Below are 15618 nucleotides of genomic sequence, written 5' to 3'. Positions count from 1 at the left end.
TTTCCTGTAAAGTTCAACCAAATGCCCGTTGCCGAGTCGCTTTTCTTTTACATATTTTCCGCGCTCGCCGTTGTGTCCGCGATTGCGGTTGTTTTGCTTCCAAACACGGCTCTGTGCGCGATTTCACTTGTTGTAACAATCGTTTCATCCGCCGTGCTTTTCGGTATTCTTGACGCTCATTTTCTGGCGGCGGTTCAGGTGCTTGTTTATGCGGGCGCAATTGTCGTTCTTTTTCTTTTCACGATTGTTTTTCTCAATGTGCGCAAAAGCGACGAGGAATTCGGTCCGTCGGAGATTCCGAAAAAACTGTCATTTCTTCTGCCCGCGATTGTCGCGGCGGTGTATTTCGGGCTGAAAATTGCCCCGTTCGCCGCGCCAGCCCGCACGGGAGATTTTGACGGAACAGTTTCGGAGATGTCGTGGCTTTTGCTCACGGACTATCTGTTTGCTTTTGAAGTAACTTCAATTCTCATTGTGGCGGCGATTGTCGGAACGGTGGCGATTTCAAGGGGTCTGCGTTGACGCCGGACGGATACATCGCGCTTGCGTTTGCCCTTTTTGTCATTGGGGCTTTCGGTGTGTTCACAAGAAAAAACATTCTTGTTGTTCTGATGTCGGTTGAGATTATGCTTAATGCGGCAAACCTTTGCCTCATAGCGTTTTCGCGGCTTTTTGAAGACGGAGCGGGCAATGTGCTGGTTCTGGTTTCCATAACGGTGGCGGCGGCGGAGGTCGCAATCGGGCTTGCGCTGGTTATTGTTCTCTACTCCGGGCTGAAAAGTCTGAACATAGATTTGATAAGAAACTTTCGCGGATGATGTTGCCTTTAATACTTTTAACCCCTCTTGCCGGAGCGTTCATCAACGGCATTTTGATTTCAACCGGACTTCTCCGGCGTTTGCACGCTGTGTCGCCCGGTTTTGAGGCGAAGGCGTCCGCTTTTGTCGGTTCGGTGGCAGTTCTGATTTCCGCGCTTTGCGCTTCGGTTCTCGCGTACGGTGTTTATTCCGGCTCGCCCGAGCAGTTCAGATTTTTTGAATGGTTCTCCTCCGGCTCACTCGCGGTATCTTTCAGTTTTGTTTTTGACCGCCTGTCCGCGGTGATGACACTTGTCATAACGTGGGTGGGGTTTTTGATTCACGTGTATTCAGCCGGATACATGAAAGGAGACGGCGCGGTTCCGCGCTATTTCGCGCTTCTGAATTTGTTTGTGTTTTTTATGCTTCTGCTCGTTCTCGGCTCGGGGTTTGTCGTAATGTTTGCCGGTTGGGAGGGAGTGGGTTTTGTCTCCTACCTGCTCATCGGTTTCTGGTTCAATGACTCAGCAAAATCTGATGCCGGCAGAAAAGCGTTTGTCGTGAACCGCATAGGGGATTTCGGTTTTATGCTGGGAATTTTTCTGGTGTTTGCGGTTTTCGGCTCCCTTGAATTTTCTGAAATTATTTCCGCCGCTCCCGCCGCTCCGCAGTGGGCTCTTACCGCCGTGTGTTTGCTTCTTTTTATCGGAGCGGTTGGAAAAAGCGCGCAGTTTCCGCTTTATGTATGGCTTCCGGACGCGATGGCGGGACCCACTCCCGTAAGCGCTCTTATCCATGCGGCGACCATGGTTACCGCCGGAGTTTATATGCTCGCGCGACTCGCCGTTCTTTATTCCTCGGCGCCGGACGCGCAGTTTGTCATTCTAACAGTGGCGGTTTTTACCGCTCTTGTGGCGGCTTACATCGCGGTTTCCCAGACCGACATAAAAAAAGTTCTTGCGTATTCAACCGTTAGCCAACTCGGTTTTATGTTTATGGCGGCGGGAGCGGGAGCGTTCGGAGTGGCAATTTTTCATCTTGTAACGCACGCTTTTTTCAAGGCGTTACTTTTTCTCGGAGCGGGCAGTGTTATTCACGCTCTGGGCGGCGAGCAGGATATGAAATTTATGGGTGGATTGAGAAAAAAAATCCCCGTTACCGCGTTCACTTTTCTCATTGGAACTCTGGCAATTTCAGGCGTGCCGTTTTTTGCGGGATTTTTCAGCAAGGATTCCATTCTTGCCGCTGTTTATGACGGCGGTTTTGTTTTGCACTGGGTCGCCGCTGTTTTCGGCGCGATGCTGACGGCGTTTTATATGATGCGGCTTTATCTCCGCGTTTTTGAGGGCGGAAACAACACTCCGCCCGAAGCGGCGGAAAAAATCTATGAGTCTCCGCCAGTTATGACGATTCCTCTCGTGTGCCTTGCGGCGCTCGCGATTTTTGGCGGTTTTCTTTCCGTCCCACATTTTCTCTCGGAGTTTTTTCCGTTCGGTGAAGAGTTTCTTACGCATTTTCTTGAGCCTGTTACGGGCGTGTTTGTTCCCTCCGCCAACGGCGGGCTCAGCCATTACACCCTTGCGCTTGTTTCGGTGATTGCCGCGTTTGGCGGAATCGGTGCCGCGCTTCTGTTATACCAAGCCTCTCCGCGCTTGCGGGAGAAAATTGTGGAAACCACGGCAATCGGCGCGGCGAGAAGGTTTTCGCATTCTCAAATTCTGCTCAATGAGTTTTACGAAAAGGTGTTTTCGGTTCCATTCAGGCATTTTTCAAAATCTTTCGCGGAGTTTGATACTTCCGTTGTGGACGGCGCGGTGAACGGTGTTGCGGACGCGACGAAAAGGCTCGCGCGGTTTTTCAGTATTCTCCAAAGCGGTTTTGTGAGGGCTTATACCGCCGCTATGGTGGTATTTATTGTTCTGCTTGTGATTGTGTCGGTGAAGATGTGATTAATGGTGAGCGTGTTGATGAGTTTTTTGCGAGGAATGGCATTGAGGGCAAACAGAAGAAGTTGGTTCTCTCCGCCATAGACGAAGCCAAGTCCAACAATTTTGGCTTCTTTATTGTGAACTCGGCGTATGCACTTGGTAGTCAAGCCGATATTCTCCGAGAAATCAGGGGTTGATTTGTAAAGGCAAATACAATGAAGAAAACATTTTCTTATAGAAAGGGTTTGAAAGAGTCGCCCACTCTCCAAAAGGATGAGTTTGATGCCGTAACAGAGAATAAAATTTGGGATGTTGTTACTAAATTCTTTGAAGGGGGGAATCAGGATTTCGGAAGTTCCTATTCCCGCATAGAAGAACTGGAAGAACATAGGCAGAAAGTCACTAATTCTATGAGAAAAATTCACTCTGAATTGTTAGAAAAACCCCTAGATAGATTTACTGGAATTTACGATTCTCACCCTAGACCTAAATCCATAGGACGTAAACTTATCAACGAATGGTCATATAAGCTTAATGATGATTCATATAAACAATATCGTAGTTTCTTTTTTGATAGTTCTTATAATGACAAACTTGACTTCATTGACCTTCTTGTTGATGACCAATCATCAGAAATTATTCAGCAACTTACCAATGAGTTTAATGATGTATTCAGAGAACAATGTGTTGGATACCGACTTATAAAAGGTCAAATAACAGACCTTGATAGCGAAGAGGAAAAACAGTCCGTAGAGAAAGCTGTTCAACACTCTCCTCACATAGAGAAAGCAATCGACCACTTATATGACAGAAAAAACCCCGACTACGAAAATTCCATCAAAGAATCAATTAGTGCCGTAGAACAAATCTGCAAAGAGATTGCCAGCAAGTCCAATGCGACATTATCAGATTGTATAAACGAAGTAGAATCTGCTACACAATTGCATCCGGCATTCAAAATTGCCTTGGAAAAGTTGTATGCATACACAAGTGATGAAGATGGTATTCGCCACGGAACAACAAATGATATGAAAGCCTCTTTTGAAGATGCAAAATTTATGCTTGTTATATGTAGTGCGTTTTGCAACTACTTGCTGGAGAAAAAGGTAAGATTAGACAGTTAGTATTTCTTCACATTTAACAATTTTCTTGAAAATTTTTTCTGTGCGCATATAATTTCACCGCTTCCGTAGCAAACGGGAGCAAATTTCGGTTCTGCCGGAGCGCGGCGAAAGCATCGCGGTTGTTTCGGAGCCGAGTGTTCAAAGGAGGTGTTCCGATGTCAAAACAAATGCTCGGAGCGCAGATGTTTTTTGAGACCCTCATTCACGAGGGTATTGAAGTCGTTTTCGGTCTGCCCGGGGGCTATGTCCTCAAGGTTTACGATGTTATGACCGAATACGAGAAGGAAGGAAAGTTCCTTCATGTTATGGCGCGCCACGAACAGGGGGCAACCCACATGGCGGACGGTTATGCCAGAGCGTCCGGCAAGCCCGGAGTTGTGCTTTGCACTTCCGGACCCGCCGCGACAAACACCGTAACCGGCATAGCGACCGCTCAGATGGATTCTGCGCCGATCGTCATATTCACCGGACAGGTTCCGACTCAGTATCTTGGGAGCGATGCGTTTCAAGAAGCCGACCACATCGGTATAACAAGACCCTGTACGAAGCACAACACGCTTGTGCGGAAAACCGAGGATCTTCCCAGAGCGATGAAAGAGGCGCTTCACATAGCAACAACTGGAAGACCCAGCCCGGTTCTGGTTGATATGCCCAAGGATGTTCTTATCGGCGAGGGTGAGCTTTGCATTCCTGAAGATGTCAACATCAGGGGCTACAAACCGAAACTGAAAGGGAATCCGGCTCAAATCAAGAGAGCGGTTTCCTTCATAGAGAAAGCGAAGAAGCCCATAATTTTTTCGGGCGGCGGAGTTATTTTGTCCGGCGCCACCGAGCGGCTTAAAGAGTTCGCCCACAGGTTGCGCATACCCGTTACCTCAACCCTTATGGGGCTCGGCGGATTTCCCGCGAACGACCCGCTTTTTGTCAATATGATTGGAATGCACGGTTCATACGCCGCCAATCTGGCCGTTCACGAATCCGACCTTGTCGTCTCAATTGGCGCAAGATTTGACGACAGGGCGACCGGAGGCAATTTTGACCAGTTTGCGCCGAACGCAAAGATAATTCATATAGATATTGACCCCTCAACGATAGACAAAAACATCAACGTTGACTGTCCTATTGTCGGGGACGCGAAGCAGGTTCTGGAGCAGATAATGGATGCCCTTCCGGCTGACATTGACCTCTCAGAGAGAGACGCGTGGAGAGAGCAGATAAGCAAGTGGGACAAACAGCACCCTCTCAAGCACAAAGAGCATGCGGACAAAATCCAGACGACCCACGCCATTGACATGTTGCACACGATGACGGACGGGGAAGCCACAATTGTGAGCGATGTCGGTCAGCATCAGATGTGGGTGGCGCAGTTCTACAAATTCAACCGTCCGCGCAGCCACATAACGTCCGGCGGACTTGGAACAATGGGATTCGGGTTTCCCGCCGCGATGGGCGCGAAATTCGCAAAGCCCAACGACCTTGTCATAAGCGTTTCCGGAGACGGGAGTTTCCAGATGAATATGCAGGAACTCGCGGTCGCCGTTGAATACGGGCTTGACCTCAAAATTGTGGTTTTCAACAACGAACACCACGGAATGGTGCGGCAGTGGCAGACAATGTTTTTTGACGGAAACTACTCATGCTCCAAATTCAACGTCCTTCCGGATTTCGTCAAACTTGCCGAATCCTTCGGAGCGACCGGTTTGAAAGCCGAAAAAACCGAAGAGCTTGAAGGGGTTTTTAAACAGGGACTTGAAGCCAAAGGAGTTGTTTTGATGGAAATCAAAGTTGACCCCGAAGAGATGGTCTATCCGATGATTTCGCCCGGCGAGGCGATGAATCAGATGATCTTTGACCCGGTTGATGTCGCGTGAGCGCCCCGCGCGCGGAACGGTGGAGACTAAACGATGAGCAAAGATAAAAACGCGCAGAGACACACAATTACTATTCTTGTTGACAACGAGTCGGGTGTTTTGTCTCGCATAGCGGGGCTTTTCAGCGCGCGCGGTTTCAACATTACCAGTTTGAACGTTGCGGAAACGCTTGAGCTCGGAACTTCAAGAATAACTCTTGTTACAACCGGAGATTCTTTCATTGTTGAGCAGATAATTAAGCGGTTCAACAATATGGTGAACGTTTTGAAGGTTACAAACCTTACCGCTGTCGAAAGCGTTGAGAGGGAAATGCTTCTAATCAGGGTCTCGGCTTCAGGCGATGAGCGTCCGGAAATTCTGCGCATAGCGGACATCTTCAGGGCTAAGGTTGTTGATGTTGGAACAAAAACTTACTCTCTGGAAATGACGGGGGACAATCAGAAAATAGGAGCTTTCCTTGAACTTCTGATACCTTTTGGCGTAAAAGAGATAGCGCGCACCGGGGTTGTGGCGATGATGCGCGGGCAGAAAACTGCGGGCAAAGGAGGCTACTGATGAAAGTTTATTACGATTCCGATATTTCCATTGATGCGGTCAAGGGCAGAAAAGTTGCCGTGATTGGATACGGCAGTCAGGGACACGCGCATTCGCAAAATCTCAGAGACAGCGGTGTCGAGGTAACCGTGGGGCTCAGAGAGGGCAGTGGCGGATGGAAAAAATCCGAGCAGGCGGGGTTCGCGACCGCTTCTGTAACGGATGCCGCGAAGTGGGCGGACATTATTATAATTCTCGCTCCGGACACAAGTCAGAAGAAAATATATGAGGATTCCATAGCGCAGGGGCTTGAAGCGGGTAACGCTCTGGCGTTCGCGCACGGGTTCAATATCCATTACAAGCGTATCGTTCCCCCCTCCGAGGTGGACGTTTTTATGGTTGCTCCAAAAGCGCCGGGGCACACCGTCAGAAATCAATATTCTCTGGGTTCCGGAGTGCCGGGGCTTGTCGCCGTCCATCAGGATCACACGGGTTCGGCAAAGGAAACCGCGCTTGCCTACGCAGGAGCAATTGGCTGTGGCAGAGCGGGAATTATTGATACAACTTTCAAAGACGAAACCGAAACCGACCTTTTCGGCGAACAGGCCGTTTTGTGCGGAGGGCTTTCGGCTCTAATTCTCGCAGGCTTTGAAACCCTTGTTGAGGCGGGTTATCCGCCGGAGATGGCGTATTTTGAGTGTTGCCATGAGGTCAAACTAATTGTTGACCTTATCTATCAGGATGGAATCTCCAACATGAGATACTCCATTAGCGACACGGCAAAATACGGCGACATCACGCGGGGTCCCAGAGTTGTTGACCAGAAAGCCAAAGACGAGATGAAAAAAATCGTCGCCGAGATTCAGTCCGGGCAGTTTGCAAAAGAGTGGATTGAGGAGGACGAGGCGGGGCGCCCGAACTACACGCGTTTGCTCAAAGAGGGCGAAGATCATCCGATAGAGAAAATCGGAGGGCAGTTGCGCGGCATGATGAGCACACTTTTCAAAGACAAACTTGTTGACAAGTCCAAAAACTAAAAAAATCGTGAGAGCGGGTTTTTAGGTTAAAGCGAAAATGAACACACCGTTTTTCAGAATTGCGCCTGAGGGGTTGCCAATTATCTGTGCTGTTGCAGTGCTGGGCTGGGTGTTCGCGATTTTCGGCTTCGTGTTTTTGTCATTCCTTTTTCTGGTCGCGTTTGGGTTTACGCTGTTTTTTTTCAGAGACCCTTCGCGAACAACTCCCTCCGAAAATGGCTTGGTGATTTCGCCTTCCGATGGCAGGGTGATAGAGGTTTCAAGCGAGCGCGAAGACGGTTTTCTTCACAGCGATGTTACCAGGGTGAGCGTGTTCCTTTCCATATTTGACTGCCATGTGAACTGGTTTCCCGTTTCAGGCGAAGTTACGGCGAGCGTTTACAGGAAAGGGAGATTTTCTTTCGGATTTGACAAAAACGCTTCAAAACACAATGAACAGCTTGCCACCCTCGTGAAGCCGGACGGCGGCGCGCCCGAAATCGTTGTGGCGCAGGTCGCGGGTTTTATCGCAAGAAGGATAATTTCCCATGCACCGCAGGGCGCGCGCTTGAAGCGCGGAGACAGATTCGGCATCATAAAGTTCGGCTCAAGGATTGACCTGTTTCTTCCTCCCGAATACGAAGTTAGAGTTAAAAAGGGAGACAGGGTTGTCGGATCCGAAACTGTCATCGCGCGTTTTACGGCGGGCGCTGGAGCAGGGTGATGAAAAGAGAGAGAATTCGTAACAGAGTGAAAAACGGCGGTATAACGACTTTTCTTCCCAGCATTGTAACGACTGCGGGGTTGTGCTTCGGTCTTTTGTCCATCGGCTCTTCGGTTGAGATAGCCGCTTCGGGCGGTTACTCCGCAAGTGGCGACCTCATTTGGCGCGCCGCCGCTTTCATTGCCATAGCAATGGTTCTTGACATGCTTGATGGCAAGGTCGCTCGCGCTTTCGGCATAGATGAAAACCGCTTTGGCGTTGTGTATGACTCTCTTTCAGATGCTGTTTGCTTCGGTGTTGCTCCCGCTCTGCTTGTTTACGCGCTTTTCGGAGGCGCGGGCGGAGCCGTTCTCAAAACGGGGCTTCTCATATACTCGGTTTGCGTAGTCTTGCGACTCGCCAGATTCAATATGCAGTCATCCTCCGTTGAAAAAAGATCCTTTATGGGGCTTCCGAGCCCGATGGCGGCCGGAGTTATGATTTCACCGATTTTAATCGTGAGCGAACTTGGCGGTGCTCCACCAATGGATTTGGGGATTTTGTATGCGGTCATTGCTCCTGTTACGGGTTTCTTTATGGTAAGCGGAGTCCGGTATCGTAAAATAGGATTTTTCAATCTGGGCAGATTCAGCGGCGGCAAAAAATTTGATATTCTTGTAACCTCGTCAATTCTCATAGCGGTTGTGGCGGCAAGTCCCGGTGTGTCGGTTGCGTTTGTTTCGTTTTCCTATCTTGCGTCCGGTCCCCTGTTTTCAATTCTGAAGCATTTCAAAAAACGGGGTGCGGAAGATGAAACCGGAGCGCGGAATTTCAGACCCCCCGGCGCGGACGGTGGAAACTGACCGGATTTTGTTTGCGGGTTTTGGTTTTGAGGCACTGTTTTCTTTTTGTTATTGCTTTGTTGAGCATGGTTTTTTGTGCGGAGGTTGATGTTTTGGCGGCGAAAGAAATTTCATCAGTTACCAGAGTGAAACTCAAAAACGGTCTTACGGTCATTCTTGAGCCAAACCATTCCTCGCCCGTGGCGGCGATAAATGTCTGGGTGAAGGTTGGGAGCGCGTGCGAAGGCGAGAACGAACGTGGAATCGCGCATTTTCACGAGCATATGCTTTTCAAGGGCACAAGCACGCTTGCTCCGGGCGACCTCGCGCTTGAGGTTGAATCTTCAGGCGGGCGAATAAACGCCCACACTTCTTTTGACCAAACGGTTTATCACATTACCGTGGCGAGCAGATCGCTTAACCGAAGCATAGATTTGCTTGCGGACAGCGTTGCAAATTCAGTTTTTGACCCCGGCGAGATAGAGAAAGAGATTGAAGTTGTGTTAGAGGAAATCCGGCGCGACAAAGATTCTCCCGAAAGTGTAATGAGCAGGCGGCTTTTCGCCTCGGCTTACGAAAAACACCCGTACGGGTATCCCATTCTCGGCACTGCAAAAAGCGTGTCGTCTTTCAAGCGCGGCAAACTTCTGGATTTTTACCGCAAGTGGTATTCGCCGGGCAACATAGTTGTTGTAGTTACGGGCGATTTTGAAAAGCGTGAGGCTCTCGCGAGAGTGAAGAAGGGGTTTGGCGCGCTCAAAGAACGCAAAACCGCTTCGTGCTCCGCGCGCAAGGACTCCGGGCGAAAATCCCCTTCGGTTTCAGTTTTGAAAAAAGAAGTGAACGAGGGCTATTTCGGTCTCGCGTTCAGAATTCCCGGTTTGAGAGAAGAAGACGTTGCCGCGCTTGACGTTATTTCCGAAGCGATGGGAGAGGGTGAGAGTTCGCGTCTGTTCAGGGTTGTGAAAGAGAAAAAAGGACTTGTAAATAATGTTTATTCATACTCTTACACGCCGCGTATGGGCGGAATTTTTGTTGTTGGCGGAACAGTCAAGCCGGAAAATGCCGTTGCCGCTTATGAGGAAATACTGCGGATGTTTTACGGGCTCGCCGATGAGGGGCTCAAAAATTCGGAGATTGAAAAGGCGAAACTCAACATTGAGAGCGCAGGTGTGCGCTCAAAGGAAACAATGCAAGGCAGGGCACACGCGCTGGGCTTTTACGAGGCGATTGCCGGGGATTATCAGTTTGAAAAAACATATATGGATAAAGTTCGCTCGGTTACTTTGGACGACATACGCAGAGTTGCCGCAAAATATTTTACTCCTTTCAATCTTTCGGCGGTCGCCGTTGTTCCCATTGCTTCCGTGCTTGAAGGCAGGCGTTTGAAGCAAAGTATTTTGAGCGTCAAGCCATCATCTTCCGCCCCGGACAAAAATTACAAAACAGGCATCCGTAAACTCAAAAACGGAATCAAGGTCATAATTGAGGAAGACAAATCCGTTCCGCTTTTTGCGGCGCAGTTGCTTTTTCCGGGCGGTTTGAGATTTGAAAACAAAAACTCAAACGGCATCTCAAACTTCACCGTAAATATGCTGACGCGCGGAACGGCGACTCGCTCCGCGGAACAGATAGCGACCGAAATGGAATCCATCGCGGGATACATAGGGGGTTTTTCCGGCAGAGACAGCGCGGGAATTTCAATGGAGGCGCTCAGTTCGGGATTTGATTCCGCGATGGATGTTTTTTCAGATGTGGTGCTCAATCCATCTTTCCCCGAAGATGAGGCGCACAGGGCTAAAAGGGAAATCCTCGCCGCCATTAACAAAAAAAATGACAACCTTGCTTCAATTTGTCTGGACGGGTTTTTCGCCTTGCTGTTCAAAAACGGTTCCTATTCACGGCAGGTTGAGGGAACGCCCGGGCGCGTCAAAAAGTTTTCTCGCAAAGACGCGGCGGATTTTTACGCAAAAGCACTGAACCCCGAAGATATGGTTGTTGTTGTTGTCGGCGATGTTGACGCGCGGAAAGTTATGGCGCGCCTTGAAAAAGATTTTTCTTCGCTTCGCAGGGTGCCTAAACCCCTTGCCTATCATGCCGCGGGCGGCAAGTCTTCGGGTAAACCGGTTGTTAAGGTGAAAAAAATGCCCGGAAAACAGCAGACTCATATCGCGGTTGGTTTTCCGGCTCCAAAAATAGGCGGCGCGGATTACTATCCGTTGCAGGTTCTCAATGCCGTTCTTTCCGGTCAGGGCGGGCGGCTTTTTCTCCGTCTGAGAGATGAGATGAGCCTTGCTTATTCACTTTCATCTTTTTACGGCGCACGTGTGGAGTCGGGTTATTTTGGCGTTTACATCGGTACTACTCCGCAGAAGGAAAAAACCGCCAGAGATGAAATTCTGGCTCAGTTTGACGCGCTTCTGGAAAACGGCGTAACCGAAGATGAAGTGAAAAGGGCGCGGAATAAAATGGTCGGTGATTTTGAAATTGGATTGCAACGTAACTCGGCGCGGGCGTCTATTATGGGTTTTGATGAACTTTACGGCGTCGGTTGGGACGAACATAAAGATTTCGCGCGCAAGGTTTCAGCCGTTACGCCCGAAGATGTTCTGCGCGTGGCGAGGAAATACATCAAACCTGATTCGCGCGTTGTTTCGGTTGTGCGGGGTGAAGGCGGGTGAATTTCCCCGCGTGTATTGGTAGGTTTTCAGACACGGGGCCGCTAGCTCAGTTGGTAGAGCAGTTGACTCTTAATCAAATGGTCAGGGGTTCGAATCCCTTGCGGCCCATCCTCTCCCGCCGGGAGAGGGCAGGGTGAGGGTGAAAAAGCGGAGCGGCATTGCCGCGACACATAATCCGCGAGAGTGGCGGAATTGGCAGACGCGCCAGATTTAGGATCTGGTGGGATTTTTCCCGTGGGGGTTCAAGTCCCTCCTCTCGCATTTTAATTTGGTTTTTTCAAATGCAACACAAACAGATGACTCTTGATGAATTTGCCGGGATTGTGAGAGGCGCCGATGCCCCTGTTGTGCTTCTTGAGGGACGCAGGGAAATTCCTGGTGAATACGTTTCCAAGGCCGGTTGCGGCTTTATTTTATGTTAATTTTTCCGACCCTGAAGCCGGTGGAACCGGGCACACAATCAGAGTTTGCAGGCGCGAGGGTGTTCCGTGCATTTTTCAGGACAGTTGGGGAAATTGGGTATGAGTTGCCGTAATTTTTGAACTTTCCCGCCCCTATGTGTATCCTTCCCTGCTTTCAAGGTGAGGGTGATTTATGAAAGTTAGTGTTGAGGACCGGAGTTCCACAGAGAAAAAGATTGATGTCGTAATTTCCGCTGAAACGGTGCGTCTTGAGCGTGAGGGGATTGTCAGAAAACTCCAGCGCAACGCCAAAGTGGACGGGTTCAGACAGGGAAAAGTTCCCGAAGCGGAAATAGAGAAACTTTTCGCGGGTGAAATCAAAGAGGAACTTGTTTCAAACCTCGTAACAAACAGTTTTCAGGACGCTTTGAAAGAGGTTTCCGCCTCTCCGGTCAGCAGACCCGCCATTACTCCCAATGATCTTGATTTGGAAAAAGAGTTTTCCTATTCGGCGGTTTTTGATGTTCTGCCGGCTTTTGAACTGCCGGTTTACAAGGGATTGGGATTAAAACAGGCGCCGATTTCCGTTTCCGCGCAGGATGTTGAGCAGGCGCTGGAGCAAATAGTTGAGGGCTCGGCGACTGTGGAGCCCGTTAAGGAAAAAAGACCGTGTGCCGCCGAAGATGTTGTTGAAGTGGACTACCGGGGAACCATAGACGGCAAAACCATAGAAGGGCTTGAAAAGAGCGGCGTGAGATTTCTTCTTGGAAAGGGGCGGCTTCTAGAGGATTTTGAAAAAAACATAACCGGTATGTCGGACGGTGAAGAAAAGGAGTTTGAGATTGCCTACCCTGAGGATTTTCAAATAAAAGAGGCGGCGGGCAAATCCGTCAAGTTCACTTTGAAGGTGACACAGGTTTTTGACAGAAAAGTTCCCGCGGTGGACGATGAGTTTGCCAAGAAGTTGGGAAGCGACAATGTTGCCGGACTCAAAAGCAACGTAGAAAAAGATTTGACGGCGCGCCTTGAAGCGATGAGAGACGCGAGTCTTGACGAGCAGATATGCGCCAAACTCGGAGACGTTGCCAAGTTTGATGTTCCCGCGCGTCTTGTCGCGGATGAAAGAGAGCGGCTTGAAGCCGAAATGAAAAGGGATTTTGAAGGTCGCGGCATTGATGTTCCGCCAATCGATGAAAAGGCGTCTGAAAGTTTGAATAAAAGAGCGGGCGAAAATGTGAAACTGTCTCTGATTATAAGCAGAATTGCCGAAGCGGAATCAATTGAAGCGAACGAAAACGATCTCACTGAACGTTTTTCCGCCATTGCCTCGCAGACGGGAGTTTCCAACGAACAGATTAGGGAATATTATGAAAAAAACAGTCTTCTCAACGGACTCAATTCACAGATTGTGAGCGCCAAAGTTATGAAGCTCATGCGCGAAAATGCTGAAATCAAAACCGAAGACCCTCCGAAAACGCCCGAGTCAAATCCCGAAAGTTAGATTGACATCCGTCTTCAAAAAATCATAAAATAAAATCCGAGTGGCTAATAATGTCTAGTTATGTTCCATTTGTGGTGGAGCAGACAGGAAGAGGCGAGCGTTCCTATGACATTTTTTCCCGTCTATTGAGAGACAGGATTATTTTCATAGGTTCGGTCATAGATGACGCGATTGCCAATCTTGTTATTGCTCAGCTTGTGTTTCTTGAGTCGGAGGATCCGGACAAGCCCGTGAATCTGTATATCAATTCTCCGGGCGGCAACGTTACGGCGGGCCTCGCGATTTACGACACGATGCAGTATGTGAAAAACGAAATTTCGACCCTCTGCATTGGACAGGCGGCGAGCATGGCGGCGGTTCTGCTTGCAGGCGGTTCTGCGGGGCGCAGGCAAGCGCTTCCGCACTCACGCATTATGATTCATCAGGTTCTCGGAGGAATTCAGGGGCAGGCGAGCGACATTGAGATACACGCGAAGGAAATTTTGAGAGTGCGGCAGGAACTCAACGGCATTCTGAAAACGCACACCGGGCAAACCCTTGAAAACATTGAAAAAGACACCGACAGGGATTTCTTTATGACCGCGGAAGAAGCGATGAGTTACGGAGTTATAGACTCAATAATAGACAGCAGGGATCAGCTTAAAGAGGTTGGGGAGGCGGCGAAATGAGGCGAGGCGGAAGAGAAGAAGGCCAACTCTGTTCTTTTTGCAGTAAGGGCAAAAACGATGTGTCAAAACTCATCGCGGGTCCTAATGATGTTTATATCTGCAATGAGTGCATAGACCTCTGCAACGACATCATCAAAGAAGAGGAAGAGAAAGAGCGCACCAAAGTCGGCTACTCAAAGCGTAAAGAGTCCGTGGCAACTCTGATGACGCCGTCCGAGATTAAGAGTTTTCTTGATGAGTATGTAATCGGTCAGGATCATGCGAAGAAGGTTCTTTCGGTCGCGGTTCACAACCATTACAGGCGCATAGAGACAATTGAAGCGGGCAGCCGTCTCAAAGCCAAAAACGGAGAAGACTCAGATGTTGAAATACAGAAGAGCAACGTAATGCTTGTCGGTCCCACGGGTTCCGGAAAAACCCTGATTGCCCAGACCTTTGCCAGAATGCTCAAGGTTCCCTTCGCGATTGTTGACGCAACCTGCTACACCGAAGCGGGATACGTCGGCGAGGATGTGGAGAACATGATAGTCAGCCTCCTTCAGGACGCCGACTACGACATTGAGCGGGCGTCAAAGGGAATTATCTACATTGACGAAATAGACAAGTTGGCGCGCAAAAGCGGCGACAGCCCCTCAATAACACGTGATGTGTCAGGCGAAGGCGTGCAGCAGTCGCTTCTGAAAATTATGGAGGGCGCCAAAACAAATGTGCCTCCAAAAGGCGGAAGAAAACATCCGCAGCAGGATTTTGTTCAGGTGGACACAACTAACATTTTGTTCATTTGTGGCGGAGCGTTCTTCGGGCTTGAGGACATAATCAGGAGAAGAAAGGGCAAAAACGCAATCGGCTTCAATGCTGAAATCACCAAAGGAGCTGGCTTGGAAGACGCGTCTTCCATAATCAAGGATGTGCAGATGGAAGACCAGATTCAATACGGCTTGATACCCGAATTTGTCGGAAGAGTTCCCGTTATCGCCACGCTTGATGAATTGGATGAGGAGTCTCTCATTTCCATTCTCACAAAGCCGCGCAATGCCCTTGTGAAGCAATACACAAAACTCATGGGGCTTGAAGGCGTTGATTTGGAGTTTACCGATTCCGCGCTCAGTCTTATCGCGAAAGAGTCAATAAAAAGGAAAACCGGCGCGCGAGGTCTGCGCTCGATTCTTGAATCAATAATGCTGGATATTCTCTACGATGTTCCGTCTGACAAAAATTTGAACCGTTGCGTTGTTACTGAAGAAGTGGTTAGGGGAGAGGGGAAACCGCTTTTTCACTACAACCTTCGCAAAAAAGTGGGGTCGTAGTCATATTACTTTTCCACATCCTGTTTTTTCAGTTAGATTAACAGCCCGTTCATTATGCGGGGCGGTTAGCTCAGTGGGAGAGCGTCTGCCTTACAAGCAGAGGGTCACTGGTTCAAATCCGGTACCGCCCACCATTTCGTCCCCGCAGGATGTGTATAGATAAAGGCGCCGTAGCTCAGCTTGGTTTAGAGCGCTGCCCTGTCAAGGCAGAGGCCGCGGGTTCAAGTCCCGTCGGCGCCGCCACC

14 protein-coding genes and 4 tRNA genes are annotated in these 15618 nt (G+C 49.4%); all 18 read left to right on the top strand.

Annotation, left to right across the window (positions count from 1 at the left end):
- Window positions 1-21 precede the first annotated feature (21 nt).
- The gene (locus GKS04_04955) at window positions 22-522 is read left to right on the top strand and encodes an NADH-quinone oxidoreductase subunit J (protein ID QMU56477.1); all 501 of its coding nucleotides are present in this window, start codon (window positions 22-24) and stop codon (window positions 520-522) included.
- On the top strand, window positions 519-818 hold the full coding sequence (nuoK, locus tag GKS04_04950) for an NADH-quinone oxidoreductase subunit NuoK (protein ID QMU56476.1): 300 nt from the start codon (window positions 519-521) through the stop codon (window positions 816-818). Before GKS04_04955 ends, nuoK begins: the two co-directional genes overlap by 4 nt.
- Window positions 815-2746: an NADH-quinone oxidoreductase subunit L gene (gene nuoL / locus GKS04_04945; protein ID QMU56475.1), complete on the top strand. Its 1932-nt coding sequence runs from the start codon at window positions 815-817 to the stop codon at window positions 2744-2746. Before nuoK ends, nuoL begins: the two co-directional genes overlap by 4 nt.
- Complete coding sequence (locus tag GKS04_04940) at window positions 2743-2922, top strand: hypothetical protein (protein QMU56474.1); 180 nt, start codon at window positions 2743-2745, stop codon at window positions 2920-2922. Before nuoL ends, GKS04_04940 begins: the two co-directional genes overlap by 4 nt.
- A gap of 18 nt (window positions 2923-2940) precedes the next feature.
- Window positions 2941-3849 carry a hypothetical protein gene (locus tag GKS04_04935; GenBank protein ID QMU56473.1) on the top strand — a complete coding sequence of 303 codons (909 nt, stop codon included), beginning with the start codon at window positions 2941-2943 and terminating at the stop codon, window positions 3847-3849.
- A gap of 155 nt (window positions 3850-4004) precedes the next feature.
- Window positions 4005-5720: a biosynthetic-type acetolactate synthase large subunit gene (gene ilvB, locus GKS04_04930; GenBank protein ID QMU56472.1), complete on the top strand. Its 1716-nt coding sequence runs from the start codon at window positions 4005-4007 to the stop codon at window positions 5718-5720.
- Between the two features lie 33 nt (window positions 5721-5753).
- Window positions 5754-6275, top strand: a complete 522-nt coding sequence (gene ilvN, locus GKS04_04925; protein QMU56471.1) for an acetolactate synthase small subunit — start codon at window positions 5754-5756, stop codon at window positions 6273-6275.
- A complete protein-coding gene (ilvC, locus tag GKS04_04920; GenBank protein QMU56470.1) occupies window positions 6275-7291 on the top strand; it encodes a ketol-acid reductoisomerase in 1017 nt (338 codons plus the stop codon). The genes ilvN and ilvC overlap by 1 nt, the downstream gene beginning before the upstream one ends.
- Window positions 7292-7328: 37 nt before the next feature.
- Entirely contained in the window at window positions 7329-7994 is a 666-nt protein-coding gene (locus GKS04_04915) for a phosphatidylserine decarboxylase family protein (protein ID QMU56469.1), read from the top strand.
- Window positions 7994-8836 carry a hypothetical protein gene (locus GKS04_04910; GenBank protein QMU56468.1) on the top strand — a complete coding sequence of 281 codons (843 nt, stop codon included), beginning with the start codon at window positions 7994-7996 and terminating at the stop codon, window positions 8834-8836. Before GKS04_04915 ends, GKS04_04910 begins: the two co-directional genes overlap by 1 nt.
- 65 nt (window positions 8837-8901) lie before the next feature.
- The gene (locus GKS04_04905; GenBank protein ID QMU56467.1) at window positions 8902-11496 is read left to right on the top strand and encodes a hypothetical protein; all 2595 of its coding nucleotides are present in this window, start codon (window positions 8902-8904) and stop codon (window positions 11494-11496) included.
- A 35-nt stretch (window positions 11497-11531) separates the two neighbouring features.
- Window positions 11532-11604 (top strand) — tRNA-Lys (locus GKS04_04900).
- A gap of 69 nt (window positions 11605-11673) precedes the next feature.
- Window positions 11674-11757, top strand: a tRNA-Leu gene (locus GKS04_04895).
- A gap of 333 nt (window positions 11758-12090) precedes the next feature.
- Window positions 12091-13398, top strand: a complete 1308-nt coding sequence (gene tig / locus GKS04_04890) for a trigger factor (GenBank protein ID QMU56466.1) — start codon at window positions 12091-12093, stop codon at window positions 13396-13398.
- 50 nt (window positions 13399-13448) lie between these two features.
- Window positions 13449-14066: an ATP-dependent Clp endopeptidase proteolytic subunit ClpP gene (clpP, locus tag GKS04_04885; protein ID QMU56465.1), complete on the top strand. Its 618-nt coding sequence runs from the start codon at window positions 13449-13451 to the stop codon at window positions 14064-14066.
- Window positions 14063-15373 (top strand): ATP-dependent Clp protease ATP-binding subunit ClpX, encoded by a 1311-nt coding sequence (gene clpX, locus GKS04_04880; protein QMU56464.1) that lies wholly within the window; start codon window positions 14063-14065, stop codon window positions 15371-15373. Before clpP ends, clpX begins: the two co-directional genes overlap by 4 nt.
- A 59-nt stretch (window positions 15374-15432) precedes the next feature.
- Window positions 15433-15507: transfer RNA gene (locus GKS04_04875), tRNA-Val, on the top strand.
- 30 nt (window positions 15508-15537) lie between these two features.
- Window positions 15538-15616: transfer RNA gene (locus GKS04_04870), tRNA-Asp, on the top strand.
- The last annotated feature ends 2 nt before the right edge of the window (window positions 15617-15618 follow it).

Source organism: Candidatus Mycalebacterium zealandia (assembly GCA_014075295.1).
Taxonomy (GTDB): Bacteria; Desulfobacterota_D; UBA1144; order Nemesobacterales; family Mycalebacteriaceae; genus Mycalebacterium; species Mycalebacterium zealandia.
The sequence above is the reverse complement of the archived record's forward strand: the minus strand, read 5'-3'. Positions and strand labels throughout refer to the sequence as shown.